Source organism: Thermus kawarayensis JCM 12314, from assembly GCF_055393575.1.
Map to the genome: position 1 here is coordinate 1,325,072 of NZ_AP043756.1, position 17,306 is coordinate 1,342,377.

At 67.3% G+C, this 17,306-nt stretch carries 16 protein-coding genes and 2 tRNA genes; 8 read left to right on the forward strand and 10 right to left on the reverse strand.

Features of this window, described 5'->3' with window-relative positions; all coding sequences use genetic code 11:
* Positions 1–15: 15 nt before the first annotated feature.
* Together ACZ5RK_RS07430 and carB are read right to left on the reverse strand one after the other, a co-directional pair.
* A complete protein-coding gene (locus tag ACZ5RK_RS07430; RefSeq protein WP_054637906.1) occupies positions 16–345 on the reverse strand; it encodes a cyclic-di-AMP receptor in 330 nt (109 codons plus the stop codon).
* Positions 342–3,431 carry a carbamoyl-phosphate synthase large subunit gene (carB, locus tag ACZ5RK_RS07435; RefSeq protein WP_464908636.1) on the reverse strand — a complete coding sequence of 1,030 codons (3,090 nt, stop codon included), beginning with the start codon at positions 3,429–3,431 and terminating at the stop codon, positions 342–344. The genes ACZ5RK_RS07430 and carB overlap by 4 nt, the downstream gene beginning before the upstream one ends.
* A gap of 133 nt (positions 3,432–3,564) precedes the next feature.
* On the opposite strand from carB, the gene ACZ5RK_RS07440 reads away from it, so the two are divergent.
* The 6 genes from ACZ5RK_RS07440 (at position 3,565) to clpX (ending at position 7,171) form a co-directional block, all read left to right on the forward strand.
* Entirely contained in the window at positions 3,565–3,849 is a 285-nt protein-coding gene (locus ACZ5RK_RS07440) for a rhodanese-like domain-containing protein (RefSeq protein WP_054647321.1), read from the forward strand.
* Positions 3,850–3,877: 28 nt separating this feature from the next.
* Positions 3,878–3,954, forward strand: a tRNA-His gene (locus ACZ5RK_RS07445).
* A 53-nt stretch (positions 3,955–4,007) separates the two neighbouring features.
* Positions 4,008–4,092: transfer RNA gene (locus ACZ5RK_RS07450), tRNA-Leu, on the forward strand.
* Between the two features lie 34 nt (positions 4,093–4,126).
* A complete protein-coding gene (tig, locus tag ACZ5RK_RS07455; protein ID WP_464908637.1) occupies positions 4,127–5,341 on the forward strand; it encodes a trigger factor in 1,215 nt (404 codons plus the stop codon).
* A gap of 62 nt (positions 5,342–5,403) precedes the next feature.
* Positions 5,404–5,988 carry an ATP-dependent Clp endopeptidase proteolytic subunit ClpP gene (gene clpP / locus ACZ5RK_RS07460; protein WP_464908638.1) on the forward strand — a complete coding sequence of 195 codons (585 nt, stop codon included), beginning with the start codon at positions 5,404–5,406 and terminating at the stop codon, positions 5,986–5,988.
* The gene (clpX, locus tag ACZ5RK_RS07465) at positions 5,975–7,171 is read left to right on the forward strand and encodes an ATP-dependent Clp protease ATP-binding subunit ClpX (protein ID WP_464908639.1); all 1,197 of its coding nucleotides are present in this window, start codon (positions 5,975–5,977) and stop codon (positions 7,169–7,171) included. Before clpP ends, clpX begins: the two co-directional genes overlap by 14 nt.
* A 114-nt stretch (positions 7,172–7,285) precedes the next feature.
* Here clpX and ACZ5RK_RS07470 read toward each other — a convergent pair whose 3' ends face one another.
* Positions 7,286–8,809: a nicotinate phosphoribosyltransferase gene (locus tag ACZ5RK_RS07470; protein ID WP_464908640.1), complete on the reverse strand. Its 1,524-nt coding sequence runs from the start codon at positions 8,807–8,809 to the stop codon at positions 7,286–7,288.
* Positions 8,810–8,851: 42 nt separating this feature from the next.
* Between ACZ5RK_RS07470 and metH the strand changes: the two genes are divergently transcribed.
* Together metH and ACZ5RK_RS07480 are read left to right on the forward strand one after the other, a co-directional pair.
* Positions 8,852–12,409 carry a methionine synthase gene (metH, locus tag ACZ5RK_RS07475; protein ID WP_464908641.1) on the forward strand — a complete coding sequence of 1,186 codons (3,558 nt, stop codon included), beginning with the start codon at positions 8,852–8,854 and terminating at the stop codon, positions 12,407–12,409.
* Positions 12,410–12,418: 9 nt separating this feature from the next.
* A complete protein-coding gene (locus ACZ5RK_RS07480; protein WP_464908642.1) occupies positions 12,419–12,973 on the forward strand; it encodes a Uma2 family endonuclease in 555 nt (184 codons plus the stop codon).
* Here ACZ5RK_RS07480 and ACZ5RK_RS07485 read toward each other — a convergent pair.
* From ACZ5RK_RS07485 to ACZ5RK_RS07515, 7 genes are all read right to left on the reverse strand, one after another.
* Positions 12,970–13,368: a type II toxin-antitoxin system PemK/MazF family toxin gene (locus ACZ5RK_RS07485; protein ID WP_464908643.1), complete on the reverse strand. Its 399-nt coding sequence runs from the start codon at positions 13,366–13,368 to the stop codon at positions 12,970–12,972. The genes ACZ5RK_RS07480 and ACZ5RK_RS07485 overlap by 4 nt on opposite strands.
* On the reverse strand, positions 13,314–13,514 hold the full coding sequence (locus ACZ5RK_RS07490) for a DUF2281 domain-containing protein (RefSeq protein WP_054647714.1): 201 nt from the start codon (positions 13,512–13,514) through the stop codon (positions 13,314–13,316). Before ACZ5RK_RS07490 ends, ACZ5RK_RS07485 begins: the two co-directional genes overlap by 55 nt.
* Before the next feature lie 30 nt (positions 13,515–13,544).
* On the reverse strand, positions 13,545–13,796 hold the full coding sequence (locus ACZ5RK_RS07495; RefSeq protein ID WP_054647715.1) for a hypothetical protein: 252 nt from the start codon (positions 13,794–13,796) through the stop codon (positions 13,545–13,547).
* A 56-nt stretch (positions 13,797–13,852) separates the two neighbouring features.
* The gene (locus ACZ5RK_RS07500; RefSeq protein ID WP_464908644.1) at positions 13,853–14,506 is read right to left on the reverse strand and encodes a DUF1640 domain-containing protein; all 654 of its coding nucleotides are present in this window, start codon (positions 14,504–14,506) and stop codon (positions 13,853–13,855) included.
* 108 nt (positions 14,507–14,614) lie between these two features.
* Positions 14,615–14,977: a prepilin-type N-terminal cleavage/methylation domain-containing protein gene (locus tag ACZ5RK_RS07505; protein ID WP_464908645.1), complete on the reverse strand. Its 363-nt coding sequence runs from the start codon at positions 14,975–14,977 to the stop codon at positions 14,615–14,617.
* Positions 14,978–15,053: 76 nt separating this feature from the next.
* Positions 15,054–15,413 (reverse strand): prepilin-type N-terminal cleavage/methylation domain-containing protein, encoded by a 360-nt coding sequence (locus tag ACZ5RK_RS07510; RefSeq protein WP_054647302.1) that lies wholly within the window; start codon positions 15,411–15,413, stop codon positions 15,054–15,056.
* A 224-nt stretch (positions 15,414–15,637) separates the two neighbouring features.
* Positions 15,638–17,299 carry a competence protein ComZ gene (locus ACZ5RK_RS07515; RefSeq protein ID WP_464908646.1) on the reverse strand — a complete coding sequence of 554 codons (1,662 nt, stop codon included), beginning with the start codon at positions 17,297–17,299 and terminating at the stop codon, positions 15,638–15,640.
* Between the last annotated feature and the right edge of the window lie 7 nt (positions 17,300–17,306).

Genomic DNA, 17,306 nt, shown 5'->3' on the forward strand with positions numbered 1-17,306 from the left:
CCGGAGGGGAGGCCCTCATACCTTGAAGAAGCCCTCCACCGGCAGGACGAAGACCACCGCCCCCCCCACCTGCACCTCCACGGGCTGGGCCAGGAAGGGATCGGGGGCCTCGGAGAGGGGCAGGCCCCGGGTCACCAGGCGGGTGCGGGTGCGGCACTTCTCCCGGATGAGGTCCAGCACCTCGGGGACCCGGTCGTCCTCGAGGCCGATGAGGAGGGTGGTGTTCCCCTCCCGGAGGAACCCCCCGGTGGAGGCCAGCTTGGTGGACTGGAGGCCCCGCTCCAGGAGGGCCTTGGTGAGGCCGGGGGCGTCCGTGTCCTGGACGATGGCGATGACCAGCTTCATTGGCCCCCATTGTACACCCGGTGCCACCCCTGGAGGCTTTGGACGGAAAGGGGCTTTTCCCGGGCCCGCAGGATGGCCTTCAGGCTCCACCAGGCCCCTTCCCGGGTGGTGATGAAGGGCAGGCCCCGCTCCACCGCCCGGCGGAGCTCGGGGTGGGGGAGGAGGCTTACCAGGAGGTCGTAGTCCTCTCCCTCGGTGAGGAGGAAGCCCGCCTCCCGGTAGAGGGCCTTAAGCTCCTCCAGGCCCTCCCCGAGGAACCGCACCCGGCCCGAGAGGGGAAGCCTCTGCCCGGCCCCCAGCTCCGCCTTGTAGTAGGCCAGGTAGGGGTCGGGGTCTACCCCCATGCTCTCCCCGGTGGAGCGCATCTCCGGCCCCAGGACGGGGATGACCCCGGGGAACTTGAGCCAGGGGATGACCACCTCCTTCACGGCGTAGTAGGGCGGGGTGGGGTCCAGGTCCCGCACCCCAAGCTCCCGCAAGCGCTTGCCCAGGGCGATCTTGGCGGCGAGCTTGGCCAGGGGGATCCCGATGGCTTTGGAGACGAAGGGCACGGTGCGGCTTGCGCGGGGGTTGGCCTCGAGGACGTAGACCTCCTCCCCTAAGACGGCGTACTGGACGTTGAGAAGCCCCCGCACCCCCAGGGCCAGGGCCAGGCGGCGGGTGTAGTCCCGCACCTTCTCCAGGGCCTTCCCGGGCACGTGCACCGGGGGGAGGACGGTGGCCGAGTCCCCGGAGTGGACCCCGGCCCGCTCCACGTGCTCCATCACCCCGGCCACCATCACCTCCTCCCCGTCGGAAAGGGCGTCCACGTCCAGTTCCACGGCGCCTTCCAGGTAGCGGTCCAGGAGGATGGAGGGCCTCTCCTGCAGGGGCTCGTAGACCTCTTCCAGGTAGCGCCGGAGCTCCTCCGGGCTCCCCAGGACCCGCATGGCCCGCCCGCCCAGGACGTAGCTGGGCCGCGCCAGGAGGGGGAAGCCCACCTCCTCGGCAAGCCTCAGGGCCTCCTCCGGGGTCTGGGCCACCCGGCCCTCGGGCTGGGGGATGCCAAGCCTCCGGCAGAGGGCGTGGAAGGCCTCCCGGTCCTCCGCCTGGTGGATGGCGCTATAGGGGGTGCCGAGGAGCCGCACCCCGGCCTCTTCCAGGCCCCGGGCCAGCTTCAAGGGGGTCTGCCCCCCCAGGGTGGCGATGACCCCCAGGGGCTTCTCGTGCTCCACCAGGTTCAGGACGTCCTCCAGGGTCAGGGGCTCAAAGTAGAGGCGGTCTGCGGTGTCGTAGTCGGTGGAGACCGTCTCGGGGTTGGAGTTCACCATGATGGTCTCAAACCCCTCCTCCTTGAGGGCCCAGACGGCGTGGACCGTGGCGTAGTCAAACTCCACCCCCTGGCCGATCCTTATGGGCCCCGAGCCCAGGATCACCACCTTGGGCTTCTCCGAGGGCCAGACCTCGTCCTCCACCTCGTAGGTGGAGTAGTGGTAAGGGGTGTAGGCCTCAAACTCGGCGGCGCAGGTGTCCACGGTCTTGTAGACGGGCGCCACCCCCAGGGCCTTCCTCTCGGCCCGCACCTCTCGTTCCCCCTTCCCCAGGAGCTCCCCTATCCTGCGGTCGGGAAGGCCTAGGGCCTTGTAGAAGCGAAAGTCCTCCCGGTCCTTGGGGGGGTGGGTTTTGAGCCACTCCTCGGCCTCCACCACCTCCTTCATCTGGTGGAGGAACCAGGGGTCGATGCGGGTGGCCTCGTGGATGGCCTCCACGGGCATCCCCCGCCTTAGGAGCTCCAAGACGGCGTGGATGCGGTCGGGGTTGGGGTAGAGCTTCTTCTCCAGCTCCTCCCTCCTGACCCCGGCGAGGGCCCTCACGTCCCGCTCCAGGCCCCTTAGGGCCTTGAGGAGGGCCTCCTTGAAGGTGCGGCCCATGGCCATCACCTCCCCCACGCTTTTCATCTGGGTGGAAAGCTCGTCCCTGAGCCCTCCCAGGGTGTTAGGCAGGTCTTGGAACTTCTCGAAGGCGAAGCGGGGGATCTTCACCACCACGTAGTCAATGGTGGGCTCAAAGGAGGCCGGGGTCTTGCGGGTGATGTCGTTGGGGAGCTCGTCTAGGCGGTAGCCCACGGCGAGGAGGGCGGCGATCTTGGCGATGGGGAAGCCCGTGGCCTTGGAGGCCAGGGCGCTTGAGCGGGAGACCCGGGGGTTCATCTCGATGACCACCATCCGCCCCGTCTTGGGGTGGAGGGCGAACTGGATGTTGGACCCCCCGGTGTCCACCCCGATCTCCCGGATCACCGCCTTGGCGGCGTCCCGCATGCGTTGGTACTCCACGTCGGAGAGGGTCTGGGCCGGGGCCACGGTGATGGAGTCCCCGGTGTGGACCCCCATGGGGTCCAGGTTCTCAATGCTGGTGATGACCACCACGGTGTCGGCGTGGTCCCGCATCACCTCCAGCTCGAACTCCTTCCAGCCCAGCACCGACTCCTCCACCAGGGCGGTGTGGACGGGGGAGAGGCGGAGGCCCCGCCCCAGGACCTCCTTGAGCTCGGCCTCGTCCCTGGCGATGCCGCCCCCCGTGCCCCCCAGGGTGAAGGAGGGGCGGACCACCACGGGGTAGCCCACCTCCCGGGCGAAGTGGAGGCCCTCCTCCACGCTCCCCACCATCCTCCCCCGGGGCACCTCGAGGCCGATCCTCTGCATGGCCTTCTGGAAGGCCTCCCGGTCCTCCCCCTTCCTTATGGCCTCGGCCTTGGCCCCGATGAGCTCCACCCCATAGCGCTCCAGGACCCCTTCCTCGTAAAGGGCCATGGAGAGGTTGAGGGCGGTCTGCCCCCCCAGGGTGGGCAGGAGGGCGTCGGGGCGCTCCTCGGCCAGGATCCTTTCCAGGAATTCCAGGGTCAGGGGCTCAATGTAGGTCCTCTCCGCCAGCTCGGGGTCGGTCATGATGGTGGCGGGGTTGGAGTTCACCAGGACCACCTCGTACCCCGCCCCCCGCAGGGCCTTCACCGCCTGGGTGCCGGAGTAGTCAAACTCGGCGGCCTGCCCGATGGTGATGGGCCCGGAACCGATGATGAGGATTTTCTTGAGGTCTCTTCTCGGCGGCATCGCGTACCCGAGGGATGAGCTTAGCACAAGAGCGGGAAGGCGCCAAGGCGCTCTGGCGAACTTATACCACTTAGCCGGGTAGAGGTGCATAATCTTGCGCACAGGCCAGGGCCTCCCGCGCTATACTTGGCCCATGCGCAGGGTCCGCCCCGAGGAGCTTCCCGCCCTCCTGGAAGCCGGGGTCAGGGTGGTGGACGTCCGCCCCCCGGACAAGCGGCACACCCCCCTCCCCTTCCCCGCAGAATGGGTCCCCCTGGAGAAGATCCAAAAGGGGGAGCATGGCCTGCCCAGGGTGCCCCTTCTCCTGGTCTGCGAGAAGGGCCTTCTGAGCCAGGTGGCCGCCCTCTACCTGGAGGCCGATGGCTACGAGGCCATGAGCCTCGAGGGCGGCCTCCAGGCCTTGACGCAGGGGAAATAGCCCCGTAGAATGGCGGATGCTGAGCGTGGTGAGCGTAGCTCAGCTGGTTAGAGCACCGGACTGTGGATCCGGGGGTCGTGGGTTCAAGTCCCATCGCTCACCCCAATCCCGCCACCCCAAACGGGGTGGTATTTTAAAGGGGGGCCTCGCCCTCCCTTGCGAGGATGGCGGAACCGGTAGACGCGCCGGACTTAGGATCCGGTGGGGCAACCCGTGCGGGTTCAAGTCCCGCTCCTCGCACCACCCGGGCGGGGCCCCTTTTCTGGCGAGGTGAGGCGTGGCGGAGATCCTGGAGCGTTCCGGTTATCTGGTGAAGGTCCGGGTGGAGGTCCCGGCGGAGAAGGTGGAGGCCAGCTACCAGGCCCTGCTTAAGGACCTTGCCCGCAAGGTCCGGATCCCGGGCTTCCGCCCGGGCAAGGCCCCCCTGAAGGTGGTGGAGGCCCGCCTGGGGCGGGAGGAGCTTTTGGCCGACCTGAAGGAGCGCCTGGTGGAGGAAACCTACCCCCAGGCGGTGCGGGAGCTTGGGCTTCTCCCGGTGGCCGCCCGGGTGGTGGAGGAGGAGCTCAAGGAGGGGGAGGGGTTCCGCTACGTGGCCGAGGTGGAGAACTACCCCGAGGCCACCCTCCCCGACTGGCGGGGGTTTACCCTGGAGGTTCCTTCCCCCGAGGTCACCGAGGAGATGGTGGAAAAGGCCCTGGAGGAGCTCCGCCAGCGCTACGCCGAGCTCGTCCCCGTGGACCGGGAGGCGGGGGAGGGGGACCACGTCTACGTGCGCACCGAGGAGGGGGCGGAGTTTCCCATTGACCTCTCCATGGCCCTGCCCCACGTGCGGGAGGCCCTCCTGGGCAAGCGGGCGGGGGACGTGGTCCTGGTCCCCGTCCTGAACGAGAAGGGCGAGAAGGTGCGGGAGGTGAGGACCGAGGTCCTGGAGGTCAAGGCCCTGGAGCTCCCCGAGCTCAACGAGGAGTTCGCCAAGACCCTGGAGGCGGAAAGCCTCGAGGACCTGAAGGCCAAGGTCCGGGAAAGCCTAAAGCGCCAGGCGGAGGCCCAGTACCAGGAGGCGAGGGAGCGGGCCTTTTTGGAGAGGCTGGCCGAGGGCCTGGAGGCGGACATCCCCCCCTCCATGCTGGAGGCCGAGGAGCGCCACCTCCTGGAGCACCTGGCCGAGGACCTCTACCGCCAGGGGGTGGGTCTCGAGGCCTACCTGAAGGCCCTGGAGGAGAAGGGGGAGCTTCCGAAGTTCAAGGAGGAGCTCCGCCAGGAGGCCCTGAGGCGGGTGAAGCGCTCCCTGGCCAAGGAGAGGCTGGCCGAGGAGCTCCGCCCCGAGCTCACCCAGGAGGAGTGGCAGGCTTACCTCCAGGCGGTGGCCCGCTCCTACGGGCTCACCCTCCCCGAGCTCAGGCGGGAGTTCGGGGAAAGGGGCCTGGAAAGGCTAAAGGCCGCCTACCTCCAGGACAAGGCCGTGCGCCTGGCCTTAGCCCAGCTTCCCTAGGGAGGCCATGGTGGCCCAGGGGGGGTTTTCCCCCTGGGCTTGCCGCTACAATGGGAGGCGGTATGGTGATCCCGTACGTCATCGAGCAGACCGCCCGCGGGGAGCGGGTCTACGACATCTACTCCCGCCTCCTCAAAGACCGCATCATCTTCCTGGGCACCCCCATAGACGCCCAGGTGGCCAACACCATCGTGGCCCAGCTCCTCTTCCTGGACGCGCAGAACCCCAACCAGGAGATCCGCCTCTACATCAACTCCCCTGGGGGGGAGGTGGACGCCGGGCTTGCCATCTACGACACCATGCAGTTCGTGCGGGCCCCGGTTTCCACCATCGTCATCGGCATGGCGGCCAGCATGGCGGCGGTGATCCTGGCGGCCGGGGAGAAGGGCCGGCGCTACGCCCTGCCCCACTCCAAGGTGATGATCCACCAGCCCTGGGGCGGGGCCCGGGGCACGGCCAGCGACATCGCCATCCAGGCCCAGGAGATCCTGAAGGCCAAGAAGCTTTTGAACGAGATCCTCGCCCGGCACACCGGCCAGCCCCTGGAGAAGGTGGAAAAGGACACGGACCGGGACTACTACCTCTCCGCCCAGGAGGCCCTGGAGTACGGCCTCATCGACCAGGTGGTGACCCGTGAAGAAGCCTAGGCCCTACTGCAGCTTCTGCGGCCTCCGCCCCCCGGAGACGGGGAGGCTTTTGGAAAGCCCCATAGAGGACGTCTACATCTGCGAGGACTGCGTGGAACGGGCCCGGGAGGTCCTGGCCCGGGAGGGGCGCTCCGCCCCTAAGGGGCCAAGCCGCCTGCCCAGGCCCCAGGAGATCAAGGCCCACCTGGACCAGTACGTGGTGGGGCAGGAGGCGGCGAAGCGCGCCCTGAGCGTGGCCGTCTACAACCACTACAAGCGCCTCCTCCACCCCGAGGCGGAGATCGGCAAGTCCAACATCCTCCTCATCGGCCCCACGGGCACGGGCAAGACCCTCCTGGCCGAAACCCTGGCCCGCTTCCTGGAGGTGCCCTTCGCCATCGCCGACGCCACCACCCTCACCGAGGCGGGGTACGTGGGGGAGGACGTGGAGAACGTCCTCCTGCGCCTTCTGCAGAACGCCGACTTTGACGTGGAGCGGGCGGAGATGGGCATCGTCTACATCGACGAGATAGACAAGATCGCCCGCAAGTCGGAAAACCCCTCCCTCACCCGGGACGTCTCCGGGGAGGGGGTGCAGCAGGCCCTCTTGAAGATCATCGAGGGGACCATCGCCAACGTCCCGCCCCAGGGGGGCAGGAAGCACCCCCACCAGGAGTTCATCCCGGTGAACACCAGGAACATCCTCTTCATCCTGGGCGGGGCCTTTGAGGGGTTGGAGAACATCGTGAAGGCGCGCACCGAGCGCACCACCATCGGCTTTACCCGCCACCAGGCCAAGGAGGAGCCCCTGGAGGTCATCCCCGAGGACCTGGTGAAGTTCGGGATGATCCCCGAGTTCGTGGGCCGGGCCCCCCTCATCGTCCAGCTCCACTCCTTGGGCGAGGAGGACCTGGTGAGGATCCTCACCGAGCCCAAGAACGCCCTGGTGAAGCAGTACCAGGAGCTTTTCCGCATGGAGGGCATGGAGCTTCGCTTCACCCCGGCGGCCCTCAGGGAGGTGGCGCGAAGGGCCCTCAGGCGGGGCACGGGGGCCAGGGGCCTAAGGGCCATCCTGGAGAGGACCATGGTGGACCTGATGTTTGAGGCCCCGGGGAGCGGGGTCAAGGAGATCGTGGTGGACCTGCCCCACCTGGACAACCCCTTAAAGGCCCTGGAGGAGGCGAGGCTTAAGCAGGCCTCCTGACCGGAGGGGGTGGCGTTGTACCCCACCGCGGCTTTCGCCGCGGTGGGGGCCCCAAAAAAGCCTCCCCCAGCCCCGGCTTGGGCATCCCATGTTGCGAAACCAAAGTGCGGGCACTTAGCCTTCCAGCCTCCGCACCAGCTCCTCCTTGAGGGCGAAGAGCCTCTCCGTGAGGGAGACGTGGTAGACGTGGGGGTTCACCAGGCGGCGCACCCCGGGGTCCAGCCGGGCCACGTCCCGGTCCCGCCTTTCCCGCAGGGTCTTTAGGGGGAGGGGAGGGAAGAGGCGCCTCCCGTGGCGGAAGGCCTCCTCCAGGAGGGCCTCGAGGGCGAACTCCCCCGGCATCAGGGTGCGGCGCTTGGTGGGGTCCGTGGGGTGGCGGAGGCAGAGGGGCCGGTCCTCCCGCACCTCCTCCTCGGCCAGGGCCAGGAGGTCGGCGGTGGCCAGGCCCCGCCGGTCGTAGACCCGGTAGACCCGCTTGTGCCCGGGGTTCAGGACCTTTTCCAGGGAGTCCGAGATCTTCATGGCCGGGGCCCAGCTCCCGTCCTCCCGGATGGCCACCAGCTTGTACACCCCCCCCAGGGCCGGGTAGCCCCAGGAGACCACCATCCTGGTCCCCACCCCGTAGACCAGGCGCTTTAGCAGCCGGTCGGGGTCCACCCCGTAGCGGGGGGCCTCCTCCAGGATCTGGCTTTTGATCTGCCAGATGACGAGCTCGTCCAGGTCCCCGGAGAGGACGATGAGGACCTCGGGGAAGCCCGCCCTGTCCAGCTCCTTGGCCACCTGGATGGCGAGGTGGGCCAGGTCCCCGGAGTCTATCCGCACCCCCACGGGCCTGTGCCCCTTGCGCCTCAGCTCCTCAAAGACCCGGATGGCGTGGGGCAGGCCCGAGTGGAGGGTGTCCACGGTGTCCAAAAGCAGGATGGTGTCGTCGGGGAAGACCTCGGCGAAGGCCCGGAAGGCCTCCTCCTCGGAGTGGCCCAGGGCCAGGAAGGCCTGGACCAGGCTGTGGGCGTGGGTGCCGGAGGAGGGGAGGCCCAGGAGGTGGGAGAGGCTCACGGCGCTGGAGCGGTCCGCCCCCCCGATGAGGCTCGCCCGGGTGGCCCCCTCCCCCCCCTTGCCGGGGGCCCGGCGGAGGCCGAATTCCAGCACCACCGCCTCCCCCGCCGCCTCCCGCACCCGGCTCGCCTTGGTGGCGATGAGGGTCTCGTGGTTGAGGCGGTTCAGGAGGGCGGTCTCCAGGAGCTGGGCCTGGAGGAGGGGGCCCTCCACGCTCACCAGGGGCACCTGGGGGTGGGCGACGCGGCCCTCGGGCAGGGCCCTTAGGGTGAGGCCGGAAAACCCCCCCATCTCCCGGAGGTAGGCCAGGTAGTCCTCGGCGAAGAGGGGCCTCCCGGAACGGCTTTTGAGGGCGCGGAGGGCCTCTAGCTCCTCCTCGCCGAAGCGGGCTTCCTCCATCCAGGAGAGGAGGGGGTCCAGCCCGGCGAAGACGGTGTAGCCCGCCTGGTGGGCCCCGTAGTCGGGGTTTTTGCGGTAGAAGGCCTCAAAGAGGGCCTCCCTCTCGTGGAGGCCCAGGCGGAAGTAGACCTGGCCCATGGTGAGCTGGTAGAGGTCGGTGTAGAGGATGCCGAAGGGGTCCATGGGCCTAGCATAGCCCCAGGGTTTTCGCTACACTAGCGGGATATGGTGGAGGTGCACACCTGTAGCCCCGGCTGCCGCCACCACCTGGGGGGGGCGGGCTGGGGGGATGGGCCCTTGGTACGCCTCGGCTACAACAAGGAGGCCCGGGCCCGGAAGTTCCCCTACCTCAGGGCCCTCCTGGAGAGGCCCCTGGTCTTTGACGGGGCCATGGGGACGGAGCTCCAGAAGCGGGACCTCACCCCGGAGGACTACGGGGGGGAGGCCTACTTCGGCTGCCCCGAGGTCTTGAACCGCACGAGGCCCCAGGTGGTGCGGGAGGTCCACCAGAGCTACCTCGAGGCCGGGGCCGAGGTCATTGAGACCAACACCTTCGGGGCGCTCCGCCACGTCCTGGCGGAGTACGGCCTGGAGGAGGAGGCGGAGGAGCTGGCCTACCTGGGGGCGAGGATCGCCCGGGAGGCCGCAGACCCCTACGGGGCCTTCGTGGCGGGGGCTTTGGGCCCGGGCACCAAGCTCGTCTCCCTGGGCCAGATCTCCTGGGACGAGCTCTATGGGGCCTACAAGGAGGCGGCGAGGGGGCTTCTCAGGGGCGGGGTGGACCTCATCCTTTTGGAGACCGCCCAGGACATCCTCCAGGTGCGTTGCGCCGTGCTCGCCGTGCGGGAGGCCATGGCCGAGGTGGGGCGGGAGGTGCCCCTCCAGGTCCAGGTGACCTTTGAGGCCACGGGGGCCATGCTGGTGGGCACCGACGAGCAGGCGGCCCTGGCCGCCCTGGAGAGCCTCCCCATAGACGTGGTGGGGATGAACTGCGCCACGGGCCCCGACCTCATGGACAGCAAGATCCGCTACTTCGCCGAGCAGAGCACCCGCTTCGTCTCCTGCCTCCCCAACGCCGGCCTGCCCCGGAACGAGGGGGGGAGGGTGGTCTACGACCTCACCCCCGAGGAGCTCGCCCGCTGGCACCGGAAGTTCGTCCTGGAGTACGGGGTGAACGCCGTGGGGGGGTGCTGCGGCACGGGCCCCGAGCACATCCGGAAGGTGGCGGAGGCGGTGAAGGGGCTTCCCGCCAGGCCCAGGCCTGAGGCCTTCCCGCCCCAGGTGGCCTCCCTCTACCAGGCGGTGGCCTTGCGGCAGGAGGCGAGCCTCTTCCTGGTGGGGGAGAGGCTCAACGCCACGGGGAGCAAGCGCTTCCGGGAGTTGCTCTTCGCCAGGGACCTCGAGGGCATCCTGGCCCTGGCCCGGGAGCAGGTGGAGGAGGGGGCCCACGCCCTGGACCTCAGCGTGGCCTGGACGGGGCGGGACGAGCTGGAAGACCTAAAGTGGCTCCTTCCCAGCCTGGCCACCGCCGTCACCGTGCCCCTCATGGTGGACTCCACCTCCCCGGAGGCCATGGAGCTCGCCCTGAAGTACCTCCCGGGCCGGGTCCTCCTGAACTCCGCCAACCTGGAGGACGGCCTCCCCCGCTTTGACCGGGTGGCCTCCCTGGCCAAGGCCCACGGGGCGGCCCTGGTGGTCCTGGCCATTGACGAGGGGGGCATGGCCAAGACCCGGGAGGAGAAGGTCCGGGTGGCCCTGAGGATGTACGGGCGCCTCACGGAGCACCACGGCTTCCGTCCCCAGGACCTCCTCTTTGACCTCCTCACCTTCCCCATCACCCAAGGGGACGAGGAAAGCCGCCCCCTGGCCAAGGAGACCCTTCTCGCCATGGAGGAGCTAAGGGAGAGGCTTCCCGGGGTGGGGTTTATCCTCGGGGTTTCCAACGTCTCCTTCGGGCTGAAGCCCCGGGCGCGGCGCGTCCTCAACTCCGTCTTCCTGGACGAGGCCAGGAAGCGGGGCCTCACCGCGGCCATCGTGGACGCGGGGAAGATCCTCCCCATAAACCAGATCCCCGAGGAGGCCCACGCCCTGGCCTTGGACCTCATCTACGACCGCCGCCAGGAGGGGTACGACCCCCTCCTCGCCTTCATGGCCTACTTTGAGGCCCACCAGGAGGACCCGCAGAGGAAGGAGGACGCCTTCCAGGCCCTTCCCCTGCTGGAGAGGCTCAGGAGGCGCATCGTGGAGGGGAGGAAGCCGGGCCTCGAGGCCGACCTGGAGGAAGCCCTAAGGGAGGGCCACAGGCCCCTGGACCTCATCAACGGGCCCCTCCTCGCGGGGATGAAGGAGGTGGGGGAGCTCTTCGGGGCGGGGAGGATGCAGCTTCCCTTCGTCCTCCAGGCCGCCGAGGTGATGAAGCGGGCCGTGGCCTTCCTGGAGCCCCACATGGAGAGGAGGGGCGAGGGGAAGGGGAAGATGGTCCTGGCCACCGTGAAGGGGGACGTGCACGACATCGGCAAGAACCTGGTGGACATCATCCTCACCAACAACGGCTACCAGGTGGTGAACCTGGGCATCAAGGTGCCCGTGGAGGAGATCCTCAAGGCCGTGGAGGAGCACAGGCCCCACGCCGTGGGCATGTCGGGCCTCCTGGTGAAGAGCACCCAGGTGATGAAGGAGAACCTGGAGTACATGCGGGAAAGGGGGTACACCCTCCCCGTCATCCTGGGCGGGGCCGCCCTCACCCGGGCCTACGTGGAGGAACTACGGGCCATCTACCCCAACGTCTACTACGCCGAGGACGCCTTTGAGGGCCTGAGGCTCATGGAGGAGCTCACGGGCCACGCCCCTCCCGAGCTCACCCGCAAAGCGGCCAAGAAGCCAAAGAGGGAAGCCCCCCAGGTGGCGGCCCGTCCCCGGCCCGTGGGGGAGGCCCCCGCCGTCCCCAGGCCCCCCTTCTTCGGGGTGCGGGTGGAGGAGGGCCTGGACCTGGCCACCATCGCCCACTACGTGAACAAGCTCGCCCTCTACCGGGGCCAGTGGGGGTACAGCCGGAAAGGCCTTTCCCGGGAGGCCTGGCAGGCCCTGGTGGAGCGGGAGGCGGAGCCTGTCTTCCAGAGGCTTCTCAAGGAGGCCCGGGAGGAGGGGTGGCTTACGCCCAGGGTCCTCTACGGCTTCTTCCCCGCGGCCCGGGAGGGGGAGGAGCTTCTCGTCTTCTCCCCGGAGACGGGGGCGGTGCTGGAGCGCTTCCGCTTCCCCCGGCAGAAGGGCGGGGGGCTGAGCCTCGTGGACTACTTCCGCCCCCGCTTCGCCGAAGCCCTGGGGGACGAGGAGGCCTGGATGCCTCCCGAGGCCTTCCGGAGGGGGGCGCGGGACGTCCTTGGGGTCCAGCTGGTTACCATGGGGGAGGCCCCTTCCCGAAAGGCCAAGGCCCTCTTTGAGGCCGGGGCCTACCAGGACTACCTCTTCCTCCACGGCTTCAGCGTGGAGATGACCGAGGCCCTGGCGGAGTACTGGCACAAGAGGATGCGGCAGATGTGGGGGATCGCCCACGAGGACGCCACCGACCTCCGCAAGCTCCTCCAGCAGGGCTACCAGGGGGCCCGCTACTCCTTCGGCTACCCCGCCTGCCCGGACCTCGCCGACCAGGCCAAGCTGGACCGGCTCATGGGCTTCCACCGGGTGGGGGTGCGCCTCACGGAGAGCTTCCAGCTGGACCCCGAGCACGCCACCAGCGCCCTCGTGGTGCACCACCCCGAGGCCCGCTACTTCAGCGTGGACTAGAATGGCCCTATGGGCGAGGCGGCGAAGGTCTTGGAGCTTCTGGACGCCGAGGCCTACTTGGCCCTGGAGGAGAAGTCCCCGGTGCGCCACGAGCTTCTGGAGGGCGTGCCCTACGCCATGGCGGGGGCCACGGAGGCCCATAACCTCATCGTGGGCAACCTCTTTTACGGTCTCCGTCCTCACGCCCGGGCCAAGGGGTGCAGGCTCTTCCTTTCGGACATGAAGCTCAAGGTCTCCTCCCGCACCTTTTACTACCCCGACCTCATGGTGGTGCGCGCGGAAGACCCCCACCCCTTCTACAAGGAGCGCCCCTGCCTGGTGATAGAGGTGCTTTCCGATGGCACCGAGGCCATAGACCGCAGGGAGAAGCTCTGGCGCTACCGGGAACTCCCAAGCCTCCAGGGCTACCTCCTGGTGGACTCCCGGGAGAGGCGGGTGGAGGGCTACTTCCGCCAGGGGGGGAGCTGGCTCTACCGCCTGTGGGAGGGGGAAGGGGAGGTGGAGGTGCCCTGCTTAGGGGCGGGGCTGAGCCTGGAAGCCATTTACGAGGGGGTGGAGGTTTAGGCGCTCCCGCACACCCATCGGCATAGCCGCGCCCGAAGGCGGCCGAAGCGTTCGGGGCTCAACTTCCCCAGGCTTCCAAGGAGCAGGCCTTTGTCCACTACAGCGAGACGGCCGATTCGTACTACGCTACTGCGCTTGAGGCCCGTTTCGGCAAAATCGGGGTCTGTTTCCAGAATGACTTCATCCAGCCCGGCAATAGCCTGATCCAGTTGGCTGGATACCATGGCTACGAGCCAGTCTTCGTATTGACCGGGAGTGGAAGCGAGAAGAAGGACGGGCCGTAGCTTTCCGGGTGAAAGGTCGGTGTGGGGGAAGCGGAGGAGGGCGAGGGTTCCGGGGCTCACCAGCGCTCCTTTAGGTCTTCCTCGGTGTAGTCCTCCTCCGGGAGGCCCCATATCGCCTGGGCCAAGCTGAAGGTCTGCCAGGCCAGCTCTTCGCCCCGCTTCTTTTCCAGGAGAAAGCGAGCGAAGTCCGCCACCTCTTTTTGGAGCGGTTCGGGCATTTGTTCCAGCAGGGCCAGAATCTCTTGCTTTACTGCCATATCGCCTGTATTTTAACCCCGCCTAGGGCGCTAGAACCCGTAATAGGCCTCGGAGAGGTCCAGGTAGCTTTCTAGGCACAGTGGGGCTGGATGGCCCTCCTCCGCCTCCCGGTACGCCCAGCCCTCTCCCCCCCCGGTAGTAGCCGAAGGGTTGTGCCGGTCGCCCGCCCCGGCCACGGCGTGGGGGAAGCCCTCCACCAGCTCGTGCTTCACCGGGGCCTCCCGCTCCAGGGCCAGGTACTCCTCCAGGGTGAGGGGCCGCACCGCCTTGGCCGCGCCCATGGCTAGAGTTTACCGCCAAAGGGTGGGCGGAGTCCTGCCCCGCACCGCCCAGGGGCTCAGCGGAGGAAGGTGAGGACGGCGAGGGCCGCCGCCAGGGCGGTGAAGTAGAGCATGAGCTTGTTGAAGGCGGTGTTGATCTCCGCCTTCACCTCCTGGCGGAGGCCCGCCATCTCCTGCCGTAGGCTTTGGATTTCCCCGCGCAGCTCGGTGGTCTCCGCCTTCACTTCCTGCCGCAGGCTCTGGATTTCCGCCTTCACTTCCTGCCGCAGGCCGTTGAACTTTTCCTCCATCTCGCGGCGCAGGCCTCCGATCTCCGCCTTCACTTCCTGCCGCAGGCCGTTGAACTTTTCCTCCATCTCGCGGCGCAGGCCTCCGATCTCCGCCTTCACTTCCTGCCGCAGGCTCTGGATTTCCGCCTTCACTTCCTGCCGCAGGCCAACGAGCTTTTCCTCCATCTCTTGGCGGAAGCTCGCCATTTCCTGACGGAGGCCCGCCATCTCCTGCCGCAGGCTTTGGATCTCTGCCTTGACTTCCTGGCGGAGGCCGTTGAACTTTTCCTCCACCTCCCGGCGCAGGGTCCCGACCTCCGCCTTGACCTCCTGGCGGAGGAGGTCCACCCGCCCCTCCAGGGAGGTGACCTGGCCCGGGAGGGTGGCCATGACCCCCTCCACGATCCCCTCCAGCTTGTAGATGCGCTCCTCCGTGGTCATTGCCCTCAAGTTAGCACAGGCCGGGGGCGTGGGGTGGAGAATGACGGCGCCTCTCCTTCCGGTCCTGGGGAGGTTACCCCAGGGTGAGGAGCCGCACCGCCTTGGCCGCTAGGGAAGGCTTGTAAGCGTTCCTTCCTCGCTATTGTAAATGACTTTTGTCAGCGAAGCCCCTTCTAAAGAGGCCTCTATGATGTAGTGGAGAGGGTGGGGGTAAGTGATGGTGCACTCCGTCACGGCTTTAGGGCGTTGCCCAAAGCCGTCCAGGCAATCGGTGGGGTAAGCGGGGAGGGCTCCTGTGGCGGGGTCCCGCTGAGCCTCCAGGGCAAGGACCACGTTTCGGACGTAACTTTGCCCGGCAATAAGATTGGCCTTTTTGCGGGCAGTAGCGGTGGGGAAGTAGGACAGAATCACAAGAAGAACCAGAATGACCAGCACAACAAGGAGTTCTACTAAGGTAAATCCCGAGCGCATAGCGCCACTCCTCAAAGGAGAGGCGGGGGGCAGGTTTACCCGACCCCCCAACCTGCTCAGGTCCTCACAGATGTTGTTACTGGAAGGTCATTTGCCCTGTAGAGCTATCGTACTTTACCTTGGTTTTTGAGCCACCAGAGTAGGTGACCTCGACCGTAAAGTTGTTATTGTTGTCTGTGGCGGCCACCGTGCAGTTTTGAACCACGGCAGGCTTGGTAACCGTGTCAGGGCATGCCGTGGCGGTAACTTGCCCCGTGGCAGGGTCCCGAGTGGCCTCAATCTCGGTAGCTACATTGCGCGTGTAAGCCACGGCGGCGGTATCGTTGGCCCGCTTCCGAGCGTTGAGAAGGTTGGGGATGAGTACAGCCGCGAGGATGGCGATGATGACGATGACGATCAGGAGCTCAATCAGGGTGAAGCCTTTCGCGTTCCGCATACTTCTTCTCTCCTTGGGGTTCCCGCGCCTTCATGGATTGCGCGGCCATGAGTGCCTGAAGCCGACTTGCCTGCCTCTTACCTGGCCCTGCCTTCTCTCAGCCTTCTTACCCTCTTCTCACCTCCTTTCTGGGGCTATTCTCCCGCCCACCCCTCCTCCTTGTCAACCCCCCTTTTGGGGGGTCATCCTCAGGATGGGGGAGGGGTGTGAAAACGGTGTGAAAGCTAGCGGCGCTCATAGGAGAGCACCTGGAAGACGGGCTTTCCCCCCCGGAGGCTTGGCAGGAGCACGGGGCGGTTTTCCTTGGGGATGCGGATGTAGACCACCTCGGCCTTCTGGCCGGCGTTGCAGCTCGTCTGGTTCCCGGCGCTGGTGGTGCAGAACTGGTTGCTAATGACGGAGCCGAAGAGGACGTTGTCCTTCACCACCCGGAAGGTGTCCCCGGCGTACACGGGAGCCATCACGTACTGGCCGCGCTGGTAGATGTCCCCTTCGGCCACGAGGCCCAGGGCATGGTTGGGGAAGGGGCCAAAGTTGGCGTCGGGGAGGAGGTTGCCGTTTAGGTCCAGGTTGCCGCCCTTGCCGCCAAGCTTCAGCACCGCAAGGGTGGCGCTTCTGGCGCTCCCCGACTGGGCCCTGTAGTCCGTGGGCCGGTTCAGGACCACGCTGATTCCCTCCAGCACCACATCGCCGAAGACTTCCAAGAGCCCTCGCCCGCTCTGGTAGGTGTACCTGAACCCTCCCCAGCTTCCGTCCAGACGGGTGAAGGTGCAGTCCACGCTTTGGGTGGCTAGGGTCAGGGTGCCGGACTGCATGGCCTGGAGGCAGGAGGGTTGTAGGGTAACCAGGGGCGGGCTCGCCACGGACACCACATTCCCCAGGCGCTGAATCCTTAGGGTGGTCTTGTCCTGGAGGCAGGCCCGCCAGGTGGGGTAGGCACCGCAGGCGTCGGATTCCAGCTTGGCGTCCAGGGCGGGGAAGGGGGGTGGGTTGGAGAGGTCAAAGCCCCCCACGGCCTCGGTGCAAACCCCCTTATTGTTCTGGCATACGTCCACGTTCTGGCCGGTAATGTCCTGGGCGCCCCGGCCCACGAAGACCCCCTTCACCTTGTTGCTGGGCTCGCCGATCTGGGTGCTCCCTCCCACGGAAATCTTGCCGTACTGCACCCGGAGGCTTGCGCAGAGGTCCTGGGCTCGCTGGTAGCTGGATTCCACCCGGTTAGTGACCCAAGGGTAGGTGCTTAGGTCGTACCAGTTGTAGAGGGCGAAGTTGCCGTTGCCCTCTATGACGTACTGGTCCGGGTTGTTAGGGCTTCCCACCACGTAGACCCCGCCCCGGATGGTGGCCCCGCCGTTCAGCCACTTGTTGGCCTGGCCCGTTCCGGCGAAGATGGCCTGCTCCAGGTAGCCCGTGTTGCTGATGCGGAAGGTGGCCTGGACCCGGGCCTTGGCCCCGCCCGAGGTGCCTTCGGAGACCAGGGTATAGAGCTGGCCATCGTTGGCGTCCTTGTAAAGGGTCACCTTGTACCGCCCCACGGGGTTGCCGTTGGCGTCGGTGACCACCTCGTTTTGCGCCAGGACCAGCTGGTTGTTGACGAAGGGCACAACGGTTCCATTCCGGTACAGGTCTAGCCCCGTTACCAGGGAGGTGAAGCAGCCGCTACCTCCGCCCGTCCCCCTCTGCTCCCGCCAGACGTACTGCTGGAAGAGGGCGGCCTTGTACTTCTGCAACCCCGCCTCGGCGGCGTAGAAGGCCTGGACCGAGGTGGTGTCGTTGCGGGTGGTCCAGAGCTCTATCTGGGTGGTGAAGAAGGTGCCGAAGACGAGGAGGGCGATGACCACCATGAGGGCCAGGGTGGCTACAAGGGCAATACCTTTCGCGTTCACAGGTCAC

Coding starts and splice junctions, on each gene's coding strand:
- ACZ5RK_RS07430 (WP_054637906.1), bottom strand. CDS start 345: ATGAAGCTGGTCATCGCCATCGTCCAGGACACGGACGCCCCCGGCCTC.
- carB (WP_464908636.1), bottom strand. CDS start 3,431: ATGCCGCCGAGAAGAGACCTCAAGAAAATCCTCATCATCGGTTCCGGG.
- ACZ5RK_RS07440 (WP_054647321.1), top strand. CDS start 3,565: ATGCGCAGGGTCCGCCCCGAGGAGCTTCCCGCCCTCCTGGAAGCCGGG.
- clpP (WP_464908638.1), top strand. CDS start 5,404: ATGGTGATCCCGTACGTCATCGAGCAGACCGCCCGCGGGGAGCGGGTC.
- ACZ5RK_RS07470 (WP_464908640.1), bottom strand. CDS start 8,809: ATGGACCCCTTCGGCATCCTCTACACCGACCTCTACCAGCTCACCATG.
- metH (WP_464908641.1), top strand. CDS start 8,852: ATGGTGGAGGTGCACACCTGTAGCCCCGGCTGCCGCCACCACCTGGGG.
- ACZ5RK_RS07480 (WP_464908642.1), top strand. CDS start 12,419: ATGGGCGAGGCGGCGAAGGTCTTGGAGCTTCTGGACGCCGAGGCCTAC.
- ACZ5RK_RS07485 (WP_464908643.1), bottom strand. CDS start 13,368: ATGGGGCCTCCCGGAGGAGGACTACACCGAGGAAGACCTAAAGGAGCG.
- ACZ5RK_RS07490 (WP_054647714.1), bottom strand. CDS start 13,514: ATGGCAGTAAAGCAAGAGATTCTGGCCCTGCTGGAACAAATGCCCGAA.
- ACZ5RK_RS07495 (WP_054647715.1), bottom strand. CDS start 13,796: ATGGGCGCGGCCAAGGCGGTGCGGCCCCTCACCCTGGAGGAGTACCTG.
- ACZ5RK_RS07500 (WP_464908644.1), bottom strand. CDS start 14,506: ATGACCACGGAGGAGCGCATCTACAAGCTGGAGGGGATCGTGGAGGGG.
- ACZ5RK_RS07505 (WP_464908645.1), bottom strand. CDS start 14,977: ATGCGCTCGGGATTTACCTTAGTAGAACTCCTTGTTGTGCTGGTCATT.
- ACZ5RK_RS07510 (WP_054647302.1), bottom strand. CDS start 15,413: ATGCGGAACGCGAAAGGCTTCACCCTGATTGAGCTCCTGATCGTCATC.